13 protein-coding genes are annotated in these 15,170 nt (G+C 73.8%); 8 read left to right on the top strand and 5 right to left on the bottom strand.

Going from position 1 to position 15,170, the window contains the following annotated elements; genetic code table 11:
* Window positions 1-133: 133 nt before the first annotated feature.
* Together AC3IYI_RS36440 and AC3IYI_RS36445 are read left to right on the top strand one after the other, a co-directional pair.
* Window positions 134-1,246: a LacI family DNA-binding transcriptional regulator gene (locus tag AC3IYI_RS36440; RefSeq protein WP_489411802.1), complete on the top strand. Its 1,113-nt coding sequence runs from the start codon at window positions 134-136 to the stop codon at window positions 1,244-1,246.
* A complete protein-coding gene (locus AC3IYI_RS36445) occupies window positions 1,243-2,043 on the top strand; it encodes a sugar phosphate isomerase/epimerase family protein (RefSeq protein WP_489407703.1) in 801 nt (266 codons plus the stop codon). The genes AC3IYI_RS36440 and AC3IYI_RS36445 overlap by 4 nt, the downstream gene beginning before the upstream one ends.
* Window positions 2,044-2,200: 157 nt before the next feature.
* Here the strand turns inward: AC3IYI_RS36445 and AC3IYI_RS36450 are convergent, their stop codons facing one another.
* Together AC3IYI_RS36450 and AC3IYI_RS36455 are read right to left on the bottom strand one after the other, a co-directional pair.
* Window positions 2,201-3,193, bottom strand: coding sequence for a hydroxyacid dehydrogenase (locus tag AC3IYI_RS36450; RefSeq protein WP_489411803.1), 993 nt, complete (start codon window positions 3,191-3,193; stop codon window positions 2,201-2,203).
* A 351-nt stretch (window positions 3,194-3,544) separates the two neighbouring features.
* Complete coding sequence (locus AC3IYI_RS36455; protein WP_489407704.1) at window positions 3,545-4,660, bottom strand: LacI family DNA-binding transcriptional regulator; 1,116 nt, start codon at window positions 4,658-4,660, stop codon at window positions 3,545-3,547.
* Between the two features lie 285 nt (window positions 4,661-4,945).
* Between AC3IYI_RS36455 and AC3IYI_RS36460 the strand changes: the two genes are divergently transcribed.
* The gene (locus tag AC3IYI_RS36460) at window positions 4,946-5,896 is read left to right on the top strand and encodes an aldo/keto reductase (RefSeq protein WP_489407705.1); all 951 of its coding nucleotides are present in this window, start codon (window positions 4,946-4,948) and stop codon (window positions 5,894-5,896) included.
* Window positions 5,897-5,909: 13 nt separating this feature from the next.
* Here the strand turns inward: AC3IYI_RS36460 and AC3IYI_RS36465 are convergent, their stop codons facing one another.
* From AC3IYI_RS36465 to AC3IYI_RS36475, 3 genes are all read right to left on the bottom strand, one after another.
* Window positions 5,910-6,797, bottom strand: a complete 888-nt coding sequence (locus AC3IYI_RS36465) for a carbonic anhydrase (RefSeq protein ID WP_489407706.1) — start codon at window positions 6,795-6,797, stop codon at window positions 5,910-5,912.
* A 153-nt stretch (window positions 6,798-6,950) separates the two neighbouring features.
* Entirely contained in the window at window positions 6,951-7,889 is a 939-nt protein-coding gene (locus tag AC3IYI_RS36470) for an ABC transporter permease (protein WP_489407707.1), read from the bottom strand.
* A complete protein-coding gene (locus AC3IYI_RS36475) occupies window positions 7,886-10,612 on the bottom strand; it encodes an alpha/beta fold hydrolase (RefSeq protein WP_489407708.1) in 2,727 nt (908 codons plus the stop codon). The genes AC3IYI_RS36470 and AC3IYI_RS36475 overlap by 4 nt, the downstream gene beginning before the upstream one ends.
* Before the next feature lie 400 nt (window positions 10,613-11,012).
* Between AC3IYI_RS36475 and AC3IYI_RS36480 the strand changes: the two genes are divergently transcribed.
* The 5 genes from AC3IYI_RS36480 (at window position 11,013) to AC3IYI_RS36500 (ending at window position 15,163) form a co-directional block, all read left to right on the top strand.
* Window positions 11,013-12,581 (top strand): ATP-dependent DNA ligase, encoded by a 1,569-nt coding sequence (locus AC3IYI_RS36480; RefSeq protein ID WP_489407709.1) that lies wholly within the window; start codon window positions 11,013-11,015, stop codon window positions 12,579-12,581.
* A 69-nt stretch (window positions 12,582-12,650) separates the two neighbouring features.
* A complete protein-coding gene (locus AC3IYI_RS36485; protein WP_489407710.1) occupies window positions 12,651-13,340 on the top strand; it encodes a helix-turn-helix domain-containing protein in 690 nt (229 codons plus the stop codon).
* Window positions 13,341-13,357: 17 nt separating this feature from the next.
* The gene (locus tag AC3IYI_RS36490; protein WP_489407711.1) at window positions 13,358-13,540 is read left to right on the top strand and encodes a DUF6126 family protein; all 183 of its coding nucleotides are present in this window, start codon (window positions 13,358-13,360) and stop codon (window positions 13,538-13,540) included.
* A 64-nt stretch (window positions 13,541-13,604) separates the two neighbouring features.
* On the top strand, window positions 13,605-14,687 hold the full coding sequence (locus AC3IYI_RS36495; RefSeq protein ID WP_489407712.1) for an NAD(P)H-dependent amine dehydrogenase family protein: 1,083 nt from the start codon (window positions 13,605-13,607) through the stop codon (window positions 14,685-14,687).
* The gene (locus tag AC3IYI_RS36500) at window positions 14,684-15,163 is read left to right on the top strand and encodes a carboxymuconolactone decarboxylase family protein (RefSeq protein WP_489407713.1); all 480 of its coding nucleotides are present in this window, start codon (window positions 14,684-14,686) and stop codon (window positions 15,161-15,163) included. Before AC3IYI_RS36495 ends, AC3IYI_RS36500 begins: the two co-directional genes overlap by 4 nt.
* The last annotated feature ends 7 nt before the right edge of the window (window positions 15,164-15,170 follow it).

Below are 15,170 nucleotides of genomic sequence, written 5' to 3' on the forward strand. Positions count from 1 at the left end.
ATCAGGCTAGGCCCGCGCGCTGTCGGGGTGCAAGACTCTTACGGGTGATAGAAAGCGCTTTCTTCGTCGGCGAGTATGGAGATCCACACACCGGGTGAGACGATGACCCGGGACGGATCGGAAGGAGGGGATGATGGCGGTCACACTCGCCGAAGTGGCGGCGCACGCGGGCGTATCGCCCGCCACGGTCTCGCGCGTACTGAACGGCGGGTACCCGGTGGCGGGCGGCACCAGGACCCGCGTGGAGCAAGCGGTCGAGGACCTCGGCTACATCGCCAACGGCCCCGCGCGGGCCCTCGCCGCCGCGACCTCGGACCTCATCGGCGTCCTCGTGCACGATGTCGCGGACAGCTTCTTCGGGATCCTCGCCGGATCCCTGCAGAGCGCCCTGGCCCCCGGCGGACAGGGCGGTGCGCGCCGGCTCGCCGTCGTCTGCAACACCGAGGGGGCCCCGGCCGCCGAGCTCGACTACCTCGCCCTCCTGGAGGGACAGCGGGCCGGCGGGGTCGTCCTGACCGGCGGCGCCGTGGAGGATCCGGAGCACACCAGGGCGCTCGCCGCCCGCCTCGCCCGCATCGCCGCCACCGGCGCCCCGGTGGTGCTGTGCGGGCGGCCCCCGCTGCCCATGCCCGCCGGACTTCCCGTCGCCACCGTCATGTTCGACGACCGGGGCGGGGCCTTCCGGCTCACCGAGCACCTGCTGGCGCTCGGCCACCGGCACATCGCCTACGTGGCGGGTCCGCCCGGACTGAGCACCACCCGGGAGCGCCTCGCCGGACACCAGGACGCGCTGCGCGACCACGACCCCGCACTGCCCGCACACTGCGCCGGCCTCACCGTGCATGCGGGGTTCGAGCGCTCCGCCGGATATGACGCCACCCGTGAACTGCTCCGCCGCGGAGCGCCCTTCACCGCCGTGGCCGCCGCCAACGACACCGTCGCCACCGGCGTCGCCGCGGCTCTGCGCGAGGCAGGCCTGCGGATACCCGAGGACGTCTCCGTCGCCGGCTTCGACGACCTGCCCGTCTGCGTCGACACCGCCCCCGCCCTCACCACCGTCCGGTTGCCGCTGCGGGAGGCCGGGGTGCTCGCGGCCCAGCTCGTCACGGGCCGCAGAGCGTTGCCCCCCGGCGGTATCACCACGCTGCCGGCCGAGTTGACGGTGCGCGCCTCCACCGCGCCGCCGCCCGCCGCCGGACGGCCCGTCGCCGGACCGTCCGCCGCCACCGAAGGGGGCCATCCGTGAGGTTCGCCTTCTCCACCCTCGGCCTGCCCGGCACCCCGCTGGAGCGCAGCGCGGAGCTCGCCGCCACGCACGGGTACGAGGGACTCGAACTACGGGCCCACCCCGAGGAACCCCTGCACCCCGACAGCCCCGCCGGCGACCGCACGGCCGGACTGCGCACCCTGACCTCCGTCGGCGTCGCCGTGCTCGGCGTCGCGGGCTACGCCCGGGTGGCCGCGCCCGGCCCCGACGAGCCCGTCCTCGCCGAGGTCCAGGCCCTGATCCGGCTCGCCGCCGACCTCGAAGCCCCCTACGTACGGGTCTTCCCCGGCGGAGGTGACCTGCCCCCGGCCGAAGCCGACGAGCACGCGGTCCGCAGGCTCCGGGCCGCCGCCCCCTTCGCCGAGCGGCACGGGGTGCGGATCCTGCTGGAGACCCACGATTCGCACCGCACCGCGACCGCCACGGCCCGGGTCCTCGACCGGGTCGCGCATCCGGGCGCGGGCGCGTTGTGGGACGTGCTGCACACCTGGCTCGGTGGAGAGTCGCCGGCCGAGTCGAGCCGGGCCCTCGCCGGGCACCTGGGGTACACGCAGGTCAAGGACGTGGCGTCCGCGCACGAGCTGACCCCGCTCGGGCTCGGCGGGGGAGCGCTGCCCCTCGCCGAGGCGGTGGCCCTGCTGCCGCCGCGGGGCTGGCTCTGCTGGGAGTACGAGAAACGCTGGTATCCCGGCGCAGGCGAACTGCCGGAGCGGCTCGGGCCGGGCCGGGAGCACTTGGAGCGGCTGGTCCGCGCGGCGGACCGCGACTCTGCCTAGTGCTGTGACCGGAAAGGTTCACCGGGTCGCGACGCCCGGCACGGCACCTCGCCGCGTTGTCGGACCACGCCGGTACGTCCAGTACGAGGCGCGGTCCTCCGCCTTGCGATGCACCGCACCGAACGCCGCGACCCGGCAAACCTTTCCGGCCACAGCACTAGGCCGAGTAGCCGAGCCGGGCCCGGTCGACGGCGTGGCGGAAGCCGAGGCCCCGGGCGTAGCGCTCCAGTTCCTCGACGGCCGAGGCCGCCAGCCGGTCCAGCTCCCCGCCCAGGGAACCGGCCACGTGCGGGGTGAGCAGCACGTTGGGCAGGTCGTACAGCGGGGAGCCGGCGGGCAGCACCTCCGGCTCGGTGTGGTCGAGCACGGCGTGCAGCCGCCCCGAGACCAGCTCCTCGGTCAGCGCCGCCGTGTCGACGAGCGAGCCGCGCGCGGTGTTCACGAGCGTGGCCCCGTCCGGCATCAGGGCCAGCCGGGACGCGTTCAGCAGGCTGCGGGTCTGCGGCAGCTCGGGCGCGTGCAGGCTCACGACGTCGCTGCGGGAGAGCAGTTCGTCGAGGGTGACGGCCTCGGCACCGAGGGCGGCGAGCTCGGCCGCATCCGCGTACGGATCCTGCACGAGCACCCGCAGGTCGAAGGGGCGCAGCAGCTCCAGTACGCGCCGGCCGATGAGGGAGGCGCCGACCAGGCCGACGGTACGGCGGTAGTTGCCGACGGCGGGATAGTGCCGCAGCGGGTCGACGTAGCCGCGGGCGGCCCGGTAGGCGTGCGCGGAGTCCAGTACCCGCTTGTTGGCGAACAGGATGGCGGCGAGCGTGTACTCCGCGACCGGCAGGGCGTTCACTGCGGCCGAGCTGGAGACGAGCAGCCCCCGCACCCAACAGGCCGGGGTGACATGGTGTTTGACACTTCCGGCGGCGTGCACGACCGCCCGGAGCTCCGGCATCAGCTCCAGCGCCCGCGCGTCCAGCGGCGGGCAGCCCCACCCGGTGAACAGGACCTCGGCCACGGCCAGCCGCTGCCGCAGGGCGCCCTCGGAGCAGGCGGCGCCGAAGTCGGTGACGAGCAGCCCGGGGTCCACATCGGCGACCCTGACCAGCTCCGGAAGGATCCGGTCACCGAGGACGGCGGCCCGGGTCCCGGAGCTCATGGCGAGTACGGTGACCGGCCGGCGGGGCGCGGTGAGAGGGGAGGGGGCGGAGTCCGAGACGGGGTGGGTCACTTGACGGCTCCTGCGGTGAGATCCGAAGTCCCGATGGTCACAAACCCCGGCCGCGGCGCCGGGAACGACACGGGGGCGCACGTGGGCGGGAGCGTGCCGGATGGGCTCCGGGGCCGCCGCTCCCCAAAGAGGCGGCCCCGGAGCTGTTCGCGAAACTCATCCTTTTGCGCGGACGATCATGTCGTCAAGCGCAAATCCGCAATTCGATCGAAACGCACACAGGGCCAAGCGCTCGGGGCCCGCATCCCCGGCCCACGTCCCCGGCCCCGCGTCCCGGAACTACGGCCGGACGGTCAGCCGGGGAAGCAAGTCCAGATGCTGGCGCGGCCCCTCCCGCCCCGCCCCGCTGTCCTCCAGTCGGTCCAGCAGCATTCCGGCCGCCCGGGCACCCACCTCGCGCTTGGCCGGCGCCACCGCCGACAGGGGTACGTCGGCCAGCTCGGCCACCTCGTCGTCATACGTGATCACTGCCAGGTCCTCCGGCACCCGCACCCCGCGCGCCTGGAGCCGCGGAATCAGCATGATCGCGTCCGTGTCGCTGTGGATCAGGGCTGCGGTCACGCCCCCCTCGGCCACCGCGGCGCACAAATAGTCCAGGGTCCGGGCGAAGGCCGCCGCCTCGGCGCGCGACGCCACCCCGGCCGCCGTGCCCGCCCCGGCCGCCGTGCCCGAGTCGGCCGCAGGCCACGCTGGTGCAGGCTCCAGCCCGAGCGTGGCCACCGCCGCCGCGAAGCCGGTCCGCAGCCGCCCCGACGTAGGGGTCTCCCGGCTGGCCAGTGCGATCCGCTTGTGCCCCAGTTCCGCCAGGTGCCGCACCGCCCGCGCCGCGCCGTCCGCGTGGTCGGAGGCCACCCGGTCCAGGGAGGCCGCCGGATGCCCCGGCGGGGCCCACCGCTCCACCAGGACGGTCGGCACCGGGAGTTCGGCCGTCCACGCGCCTTCGCCGGGTCCGGGTGTTCCGGCCTCCCAGTTCGGGGTCAGCAGCAGGCCGTCGGCCCCCGTGGACAGCAACCGGTCCGCCTGCGTGCGGTCCTCGCCCGCCAGGTACCGGGTCAGCCCCACGGTGAGCCGCGCACCCCGCGCCTCGACCACCTCGCGGGCCCCCCGTACGACGTCGGCGTAGTAGTACTCGGTGGTCGGCACGACCATCCCGACCACCAGCCCGCCGGCGCCACGGCCCGTGGCGGCCTCCGGGCCCGCCGGGACGGACTCCAGACGGCTGATCACCCCGTGCATCCGCTGGATCTCACCCCGCGCCGCCATCGCCTCGACGTCCCGCCGCAGGGTCACGGGGGAGATGCCCAGTTCCCTGGCGAGATCCGCGACACGGGCACTGCCCCGGGCCCGGACGAGGGCGAGCACCCGGGCCTGACGCTGGTCGACATGTGCTCTCAAGGATCCCCCTGCGGTCTGCGTGGTCCGTGGTGCGTGTCCGTGGTGCGCGCCGCTCGATTCCACCACAGAAAGCCGAAACGATCGATTCGATCGATCCGCTCGATTCCGAACAGCCGGCCATGGACGGCGCGGACCTGAACGCCTCTGCCCTGGCCCATGGTCTCGGCTTCACGGGCAGTGGTCCCGTTTGCAGGCCCGTGAGGACTGACGGCGGCGCACCCCGCCCCCGGCCTAGACTGCCGTTCGGTCGATCATGTGCCGGACGAGTGCGGAGGAACGAAAAGCATGCGCCATCTCCCCCTGGGCAGTTCAGGTCTTCAGGTCTCGGCGATCGGGCTCGGCTGCAACAACTTCGGCGGTCGCCTCGATGCCCGGGCCACCCGCACCGTCGTCGACGCCGCCCTCGACGCGGGCATCACCCTCCTCGACACCGCCGACATCTACGGGGGCGCCGGGGGCTCCGAAACCCACCTCGGTGAAGCCCTCAAGGGCCGCCGGGACCAGGTCGTCCTCGCCACCAAGTTCGGTTACGACGGCGTGGACATGGGCTACGGTCCCGCCGCGGGCTCCCGCGCCGGCCGCGCCTACATCCGGCGCGCCGTCGAAGCCTCCCTGACCCGCCTGCAGACCGACCACATCGACCTCTACCAACTCCACAGCCCCGATCCGGCCGTCCCCGTGGCCGAGACGCTCGCCGCGCTCACCGAACTCGTCACCGAGGGCAAGATCCGATACATCGGCCACTCCAACTTCAGCGGCTGGCAGCTCGCCGAAGCCGCCCACGTGGCCCGCGAGACCGGCGCGGCACCCTTCGTATCGGCCCAGAACGAATGGTCGCTGCTCCAGCGGTCGGCGGAGCGCGAGCTCGTCCCGGCCGCCCTGAACTACGGAGTCGGCGTGCTGCCGTACTTCCCGCTGGCCAACGGGCTGTTGACCGGAAAGATCCGCCGGGGCGCCCCCGTCCCCGCGGGTTCCCGCCTCGAAGGGCGCGACGCCTACCTCACCGACGAGCGCCTCGACATCGTGGAAGCCCTGGCGGCGCTCGCCGACAAGCACGGGCGCACCGTCCTGGAACTCGCCATCGGCTGGCTCTCCGCCCAGCCCGGCTGCGCCTCCGTCATCGCGGGCGCCACCTCCGCCGAGCAGGTACGGGCCAATGCGGCCGTCGCCGACCGGCCGCTCGATGCCGAACTCCTGGCGGAGGTCGACGGAGTCGCGGCAGCTGCCGCCGGCTGACCGGATCCCGCCGTCAGGGGGCGTCGGGCGACGGACTGACGGAAGCGGACCCCGACGGGGACGCCGAGGCGGATACGGATGCCGATACGGATGCGGACTCTGACGCCGACGCGGATGCCGACGCCGAGCCCGATGCCGATGGCGATGCCGACGGGCTCGGCGAGGCGCTCCCCGTCGGCACCCCGGTCAGCACCTCTACCTGGCCGGTGTCCAGCGAGTAGTAGGCGCCGACCACGGCCAGCGAGCCCTTCCGCACCAGGGGCGCCAGATCCGTGTTGGCCCGCAGCTCGTCCGCCGTCACCTTGATCTGATTGCGGATCATCGTGTCGACCGGGTCTGCGCCGGGGTCCTTGACCGTCAGCTCGTACGCCGGCACCAGCGCCTTGGCGATCGCCTGCAGGTTGCCGGGCAGCGGGTCGCCGTCCCGCAACGCCTTGTACGAGGCGTCGACGGCCCCGCAGCGCTGGTGTCCGAGGACCATGATCAGCGGCGTGCCCGCCGTCATCGGCCCGAACTCCACCGAGCCGGTCACCACCGGGCCGACCGCCTGCCCGCCCGTGCGCAGCACGAACAGGTCGCCGAGCCCGGTGTCGAAGAGCAGCTCCGGCGGCACCCGGGAGTCGATGCAGGCCAGGATCACGCCGTACGGATCCTGCGCCTGCGCCACCAGCTCGCGGCGGTCCGGATCCCGGTCGGGGTGATTGAGGCTGCCGCTCACCCAGCGCTTGTTGCCCTCCATCAGGCGGCTGTACGCGCCTTCGGGGGTGCTCGGCCGGGGCTCCGGCGCGGCGGTCGTCGCCTTCGGGGTGGTCTTCGCCGCGCACCCGGTGAGCAGGGCCGCGGCGGCCGTGAGGCCGCCCGTCAGCACGAACCTGCGAGGCGGAAGTCCCGCTCTGTCCATCGGTCGTACCCCTCGGTGCCGTTCGGACGCGTCCGTACGTCCTGACCGAGGCGATTCTTGGGGGGTACGGGCCGCCGGGGCGGCAGGCACACGCAGGCCCGCCCCGGTTGGCCCCCTTCGGCCGAACGGGGACCGTTCAGTGGACCCCGAACCTCACGACACGATGTCCTTGCGTGCGAACCCGCGGAACGCGAGCGCGAACAGCACCACCGCGTACGACACCGACACCACCGTCCCCTTGATCATCCCGCCCCATTCGAGCTGCGGCTGCAAGGCGTCGGCCCACGCGAACTGCCAGTGCGCCGGCAGGAACTCCCGCCAGGACCCCAGCGCCGTCACCGCGTCCAGCACGTTGCCGACGATCGTCAGTCCGACCGCCCCGCCCACCGCGCCCAGCGGCGCGTCGGTCCGCGTCGACAGCCAGAACGCCAGACCGGCCGTGACCAGCTGCGACACGAAGACGAACGCCACGGCGATGGCGAGCCGCCCGACCGTGTCCCCGGCCGGCAGCGAGCCGCCCGCGGGGAGCTCCAGCGGCCCCCACCCGTAGGCCGCCGTACCCGCCGCGAGCGCCACCAGCGGCAGCAGGACCATCGCGGCCAGGCTGAACCCGAGCGCCACCACCAGCTTGCTCCACAGCAGCCGCGCCCGGGGCACGGGCGAGGCCAGCAGGTAGCGCAGCGAGGACCAGCTGGCCTCCGAGGCCACCGTGTCCCCGCAGAACAGCGCCACCGGCACCACCAGCAGGAACCCGGCCGACACGAACAGGCAGGTGGCCGCGAAGTTCGCGCCCGAGGCCGTCGCCGTGTCGATGAGGGTGATCCGGCCGTCGCCGCCGCTCCGGCTGCCCGGGCCGCCGCCGACCGCGAAGGCGATCATCAGGATGAAGGGCAGCGCGGCCAGGATCCCGCCCATCACCAGCGTCCGCCGCCGGCGCCACTGCCGCAGCGCCTCCACGCGCAGCGGCAGTGTCCGGTTCGCCCGGTAGCCGTGGGCGACCTCGCGGCCGATGCCGTCCGGTGTCACGTCGCTGCTCGCGTGCTTGGCCGCGGGCGAGTCCGCGTTCGTGTTCACGTCCGTCACGGTGTTCATGCCGCGCCTCCGATCAGGGTGAGGAACGCGTCTTCCAGCCGCCGGTGCGGTCCCACTCCCGAGACCGGCACCTCCAGCCGTACGAGTTCGGCGATCAGCTCGGCGGCGCTCGCGCCGTCCAGCCGTACGAGCAGACCGTCCTCGGCGCTCGCCACGGACTCCACTCCCTCCAGAGCGGCGATCTTCCCGACGACCGTCTCGTCCACCGGCTCGGCCAGTGACACCAGCAGGACGTCCCCGCCGCCGGTGATCTCGGCGACCTCGCCCGCCTGGACGAGCCGGCCGCGGTCCATGACCACCAGGTGCGTGCAGGACTGCTCGACCTCCGACAGCAGGTGGCTGGAGACGATGACCGTCCGCCCGCCGGCCGCGTACCGGATCATCACGTCGCGCATCTCGCGGATCTGCGGCGGGTCCAGACCGTTGGTCGGCTCGTCGAGGATCAGCAGGTCCGGCATGCCGAGCATGGCCTGGGCGATCGCGAGGCGCTGGCGCATGCCCTGCGAGTACGTGCGCACCGCCCGCTCCAGCGCGTCGCCGAGCCCGGCGATCTCCAGGGCCTCCTCCATGTGGGAGTCCCCGGCGGGGCGGCCCGTGGCCTGCCAGTACAGCTCCAGGTTGGCGCGCCCCGTCAGGTGCGGCAGGAAGCCGGCACCCTCCACGAACGCCCCGACCCGCGAGAGCACGGGCGCGCCGGCCCGTACCTGGTGCCCGAAGACCCGGATCTCCCCGGCATCCGGACCGATCAGGCCCATCAGCATCCGCAGGGTCGTGGTCTTGCCCGCGCCGTTGGGCCCGAGCAGACCGAGCACCTGGCCCTTCTCCACCCGGAAGGACAGGTCCCGTACGGCGTAGCGGTCCTGCGCCTTGGCATAGCGCTTGGTCAGCCCCGTGATCTCCAGCGGTACGTCGGCCAGCGCCGGGTCGGGCTGCGCTGCGCCCGCCCCGCCCCCGCCCGGCCCCCGGCCGGTCCTCCGGGCCCCCACCAGCGCCGCGGCCAGCAGCGCGGCCCCGAGCGGCATCCACCAGGTCCAGGCGGGCAGACCGGAGGACGCCGTGCGCACCCCGGCCGCGACGGGCACGGCCAGCGGGCCCTGCGTCGACACGGTGTAGGACGCCGGCGCGGCCGGGGAGGCGTAGCCGAGGTCGGTGGCGGCGACGACGAGCCGCAGCCGGTGCCCGGCCTCGACCGCGTGGTCGATCGCGGGCAGCCGCAGCTCGACGGTCCTGTCCTGCTGCGCGCCCTCCACCCGCACCGGGGCCACCAGCTGACTGGGCAGCACCTGCTGGCGCCCGTCGGGGCTGACGTCGTACACCTTGCCGAACAGGACGGCCGAACCGTCCTCAGCCGTAGACCTCACCTTTAGGGTGATGGTCGGGGTCCCGGTGATCCGGGTTTCCCCGGTCAGCGGCTCCGAGTCGAAGCGGGCGTTCTGCCCGGGGAAGTCCAGCGACAGGCCGCCTCCGAGGGCGGCGAGCTGCCCGCCGATGCCCGGCAGCGCGGACAGCGCGGGCGGGGCCGCGCCCGCCGGGTTTGCGAAGGTCTGCTCCCGGCCGGTCAGGGCGAACTCGCGCGGACCGGACAGCAGTCCGGGATAGGTGGAGCCGCTCGCTCCGCGCAGGGTGACCCGGCCGTCGGTGGAGTCGATGCCGCCGGAGCGGGAGACGCGGAAGGCGGGGCCGGTGTCCACGGCCGTGTCGTCCTTGAGGTAGCGGTCGAACCAGGTCTTCACCCGGCCCTCGACGCGGTCGGCCTCGCGCATGCCGCCGTCGTGGCCGCCGGCGGCCCAGTCCACGGAGACGGGCGCGCCGTTGGCGGCGATCGCCCGGGCCATGGCATCGGCCTGGTCCAGCGGGAAGAGGGAGTCGTCCTGGCCCTGCGTGATCAGGGTCGGCACCTTGATCGCGCCGCCGACCGCCGAGGGACTGCGCCGCTCCAGCAGCGCGCGGGCCTCGGCGTCGGGCTTGCCGGCCACCGCGACCCGTTCGTACATGGCGCACAGCTCCGGCTGGAAGCGTCCGCAGCCGGGCGCGGGCGGGGCCGCCTGCGGGGCGGCGCCCTGGGCGGAGGCTCCCGGCTGCAGCCCGCCCGCGGAACCGGTGGTGAAGAAGAGGCCCGCCCACAGCTTCTTGAAGACGCCGCCCGGGAAGAGGGAGTCCGCGAGGTTCCAGTAGGTGATCGAGGGGGCGATGGCGTCCACGCGCGGGTCGTTGCCGGCCGCGAGCAGCGAGATCGCCCCGCCGTAGGAGCCGCCCGCGAGTCCGACGCGCGGATCTCCGGCCGCGTCGAGGCGCACCCCGGGCCGGGCAGCGATCCAGTCGATCAGCCGGGAGACGTCCTTGACCTCGTAGTCGGGGTCGTTCAGCCCGATCTTCCCGCCGGAGCGGCCGAAGCCGCGCGCCGACCAGGTCAGCACGGCGTACCCGTCGCGCGCGAGGCGCTCGGCCTGCGGGCGCACGTCCTCCTTGCTGCCGCCGAAACCGTGGGCGAGGAGCACGGCGGGACGTTTCGCCCCGCCGTCCCCCGCGGTGTCCCCGCTGGTGAAGTACGAGATGTCGATGCCGGCGCCGGGCATGTCGAGGACCTTGTCCTCGCGGCGCACGGACGGAGCGTCGCCGGCCGCGGCGGTGGCCGTGAGGGTGCCCGCCCCCGCGACGACGGCGAGCGCGGCCGCGCCCGCGAGCAGGCGGCTTCGGCGGCGCCGGGGCAGTCGGAGCTTCATACGGGAACCCTAAGCGCCAGGCCGCCGGTGGCCGCGCTCCCGCAGGCTGAACTGCGGACGTCCTCAAGGAGTACGCCGACCGGTCGGCATACCGCGCCTGCGGTACACGCGGCGGCGGGGGGCCGGCCCCGCCAGCCGAGTCCGACTCGGGGTCCGGCCGGGGCCGGCTTTCCCCCACCCCGCCCCTTCCCGGCTGTGCCGCATTCTGCGGCTCCGCCGCGTGGGGGGCTCCGCCCCAGACCCCGCTCCTCAAACGCCGGAGGGGCTGGATGCGCAGGCGGGGCTGCTGCCGTCTGCCGGGCCGCGACGCCTGCCAGGCTGCGGTGCCTGCCGGCCTGCGTCCTGCCGAGCTGCGCCCCGCCGGGCTGCGGTGCCCGGCGCCCGGCGGGAGGATGGCCGCATGCTGCTCGCCGAGGTCGCGCGCGTGTCCCGGGAGGTCGCCGAAACCTCCGCAAGGTCGAGGAAGACGGCCCTGCTCGCGGAGCTGTTCGCCGCCGCGCCCGTCGGGGAAGCGGCCCTGGTCGTCTCCTACCTGGCCGGGCGGCTCCCGCAGGGCCGCCCGGGGATCGGCTGGCGCGCGCTCGCCGGGGAGACCGAACCGGCCGCCGAAGCCACCCTGACCGTGACCGCCGTCGACGAGGCCGTGACCCGGTTCGCCGCGGTGGCCGGGGCCGGCGCCCAGGCCGAGCGCCGCCGGATCCTGGACGGTCTGCTCGGCGCCGCCACCGCGGCCGAACAGCGGTTCCTGCGCAGCCTGCTCGGCGGGGAGGTGCGCCAGGGTGCGCTCGACGCCGTGGCCCTGGAGGGGGTGGCTGCCGCGGCCGGGGTGCCCGCCGCCGCCCTGCGCCGGGCCGCCATGCTCGACGGCTCCCTGCCCCGGGTGGCGGCGGCCGTGCTCTCCGACGGGGCGGCGGCCCTGAGCGAGGTCACCCTGCGCGTGGGGCAGCCCGTACAGCCGATGCTGGCGAGCACCGCCAAGTCGGTGGCCGAGGCCCTGGCCGCGCTCGGGCCGTGTGCGGTGGAGGAGAAGCTCGACGGGATCCGGGTGCAGGTCCACCGCGAGGGGGACGATGTACGGCTGTACACGCGCTCCCTCGACGAGATCACCGACCGGCTGCCGGAGGTGGCCGAGCTGGCCCGGTCCTTTCCGGGGGACCGGTTCATCCTCGACGGGGAGGTCATCGGACGGTCCGCCGAGGACGGGCGGCCGGTGCCGTTCCAGGAGGTGGCGAGCCGGGTCGGCTCCCGCGGCGACGTCGAGGCCGCGCGGCGGACCCTCCCGGTCGTCCCCTACTTCTTCGACGTGCTGGCGGCGGGCGACCGCGTACTGCTCGACCTGCCGGTGCGCGAACGGTACGCGGCGCTCACCGCCCTGGTACCGGAGGAGTACCGGGTCGGCCGGCTCGTGGTCGACGACCCGGCGGGCCAGGCGGCCGAGGCGGAGGAGTTCTGGACGCGCACCCTGGGCCGGGGGCACGAGGGCGTGATGCTCAAGGCCCTCGACTCCGCCTACGCGGCCGGCCGGCGCGGCAAACACTGGCTCAAGGTGAAACCGGTGCACACCTTGGACCTGGTCGTGCTCGCCGTGGAGCGGGGCCACGGCCGGCGCACCGGCCTCCTGTCCAATCTGCACCTGGGCGCCCGGACCGCCGACGGCGGCTACGCGATGCTCGGCAAGACCTTCAAGGGACTCACCGACGAGATGCTGCGCTGGCAGACCGAGCGGCTCGGCGAGCTCGCGGTCGAGGACGACGGTTACACGGTCCGGGTGCGCCCCGAACTGGTGGTGGAGATCGCCTACGACGGCCTGCAGCGTTCCCCCCGCTACCCGGCCGGGGTGGCCCTGCGCTTCGCGCGGGTCCTGCGCCACCGTCCCGACAAGCGGGCGCAGGACGCGGACACGGTGGAGACGGTGCTCGGCGGCCCCACCGGGCCCGGATCTGGACCTGGACCCGGCGACGCCTCGTAAAGGGGGCGGTGGTTTGCCTCAGAGGCAAGACGGATTGCCAGGAAGGTAAGGATCTGGCTCAATCGGGGCATGACAACCGGTCCTGCCCCCGGCCCCGGCGAAGCGGCCGACCCGGCCCCCGGCGCCTCGGGCGATACGGGCCCGGGCGACACCGCCCCCGAAGCCGAGCTGCCCACCGTGGCCCCGCAGCTGCGCGATCTGCGCCGCCGGGCCGGGCTCACCCTGGAGGCCGCCGCCGCCCGGGCCCGGCTCTCGCCGGCGCACCTGTCGCGGCTGGAGACCGGCCGCCGCCAGCCCTCGCTGCCGCTGCTGCTCGGACTCGCCCGCACCTACGGCACGACGGTCTCGGAGCTGCTCGGGGAGACCCCGGCCGTAGCCGATCCCATCGTACGGGCCGGCGGCCTTGGCGCCCGCGAGGCGGACGGCTGGACGTACTGGCAGGCCGGCGGCTCCGGCCGCGGGATGCAGGCGCTGCGCGTGCACGTCCCCTACGGCCGCAGCCAGGGCGAGCTGGTCCGCGTACATCCCGGGGAGGAATGGCTGTACGTGCTGCAGGGGCGGCTGCGGCTGCACTTGGGGGAGAGCGAGTACCTGCTGGAGCCGGGCGACAGCGCGCACTTCGACTCGCTCACCGCACACCGGATCGGCGCAGCCTCGGCCGCCGGGGCGGAGCTGCTGTTCGTCCACACCCTGCTGCAGAGCAGCCTCGCCGGCCTGTGCCTCGGCGGCGGCGCCGTGACGACCACACACCACCGATAGGCGAGGAGCCGTACGCCATGCCCGATACGCAGAACACGCAGCAGACACAGCCGACACAGCAAGTGCAGCCGACACGGCAAGCGCAGCAGTCGAAGTTTCCGCGCGGTCTCATCATCCGGCTCATCGCCTACTTGTTCGTAGGCCATCTGTTCGCATTCTTCGTCTACCTGCTGTTCGTGCTGGGTGCGCAAAACCAGTGACAGCGGGCCGGAATTTCCGTACACGGCTCTAGGAACCTACAGGTCCTGAAGCTACCCTCCGCGCATGATTTCCACGGTTGTCTGGGGTACCGGCAACGTCGGCCGTTTGGCCATCCGTGCCGTAGAGGCCCATCCGGCGCTGAAGTTGGCCGCCGTCATCGTCCACCATCCGGAAAAGGTCGGCCGCGACGCCGGTGAACTCGGCGAACTCGACTACGAGACGGGCGTCGTGGCCACCGACGACATCGAGGCGGTCCTCGCGGACCGTCCGCAGGCGATCGTCTACGCGGCGTCCGGCGACATCCGCCCCGACGACGCGCTCGCCGACATCACCCGGTCGATCCGCTCCGGGGCCGTCGTCGTGAGCCCCGCCCTCTACCCGCTCTACGACTACCGCAGCGCCCCACCGGAGTTCCTCGATCCGGTGACCGCCGCGGTCGCGGAGGGCGGCGGTTCGCTCTTCGCCTCCGGCGTCGACCCCGGCTGGGGCAACGACGTCCTCCCGCTGCTGCTCAGCGGACTCGGCACCCGGATCGACGTCATCCGCTGCCAGGAGATCTTCGACTACTCCACCTACGACCAACCGGACTCCGTCCGCTACCTCATCGGCATGGGCCAGCCCATGGACTACGAGCCGATGATGCTCATGCCGTCCATCCCGACCATGGTGTGGGGCGGGCAGATACGGATGATGGCCCGGGCGCTGGGCGTCGAACTCGACGACATCCGCGAGACCGTGGAGCGCCGCGCCCTCGACACCACCGTCACCACGCGCACGATGGGGGAGTTCGAGGGAGGCACCCAGGGTGCCATCCGCTTCGAGGTGCAAGGGATCGTCGAGGGCGAACCCCGCATCGTCATCGAGCACGTCACCCGCATCCACGCCTCCTGCGCCCCCGACTGGCCGGCCCCGCCCGACGGCGGCGACGGCGCCCACCGGGTGATCATCGAGGGCCGCCCGCACATCGAGGTCACCATCGAGGCCACCGACGAGGGCGAGAACCGCTCGGCCGGCGGCAACGCCACCGCGGTCGGACGTCTCGTAGGAGCCATCGACTGGCTGGTGGAGGCCGAACCGGGTCTCTACGACGCCCTGGACGTCCCCCTGCGCCCCGCCGTCGGCAAACTCGGAAGGAAACTGTCATGAGGATCGACATCCCCGAAGGCCAGCACCCCATCGAGTACGTGTGGGGCGACCTGGTACCCGGCATCGGGATGGCCGCCGCCAACTTCTCGCTGTCGGTGTACGCCCACACCACCCTGGGGCTGCGGGAGTTCGAAGCGGCGCGGCTGCGCGTCGCCCAGATCAACGGCTGCGTCTTCTGCCTGGACTGGCGCACCGACCGGGACGGGGAGAAGGTCGAGGACGAGTTCCCCGAGGCCGTCACCGAGTGGCGCACCACGGACCGCTTCGACGAGCGCACCCGGCTCGCGGCGGAGTACGCGGAGCGGTACTGCCTGGACCACCACGGCCTGGACGAGGAGTTCTGGGAGCGGATGACGGCCCGCTACAGCCAGGTGGAGATCGTGGAGCTGACGATGAGCATCGGCTCCTGGCTGGCCTTCGGCCGGCTCAACCACGTGCTCGGCCTCGACAGCGTCTGTGTGCTGCCGGGCCACTGAGCGCGCA

The organism is Streptomyces sp. GL_148 (genome assembly GCF_057834205.1).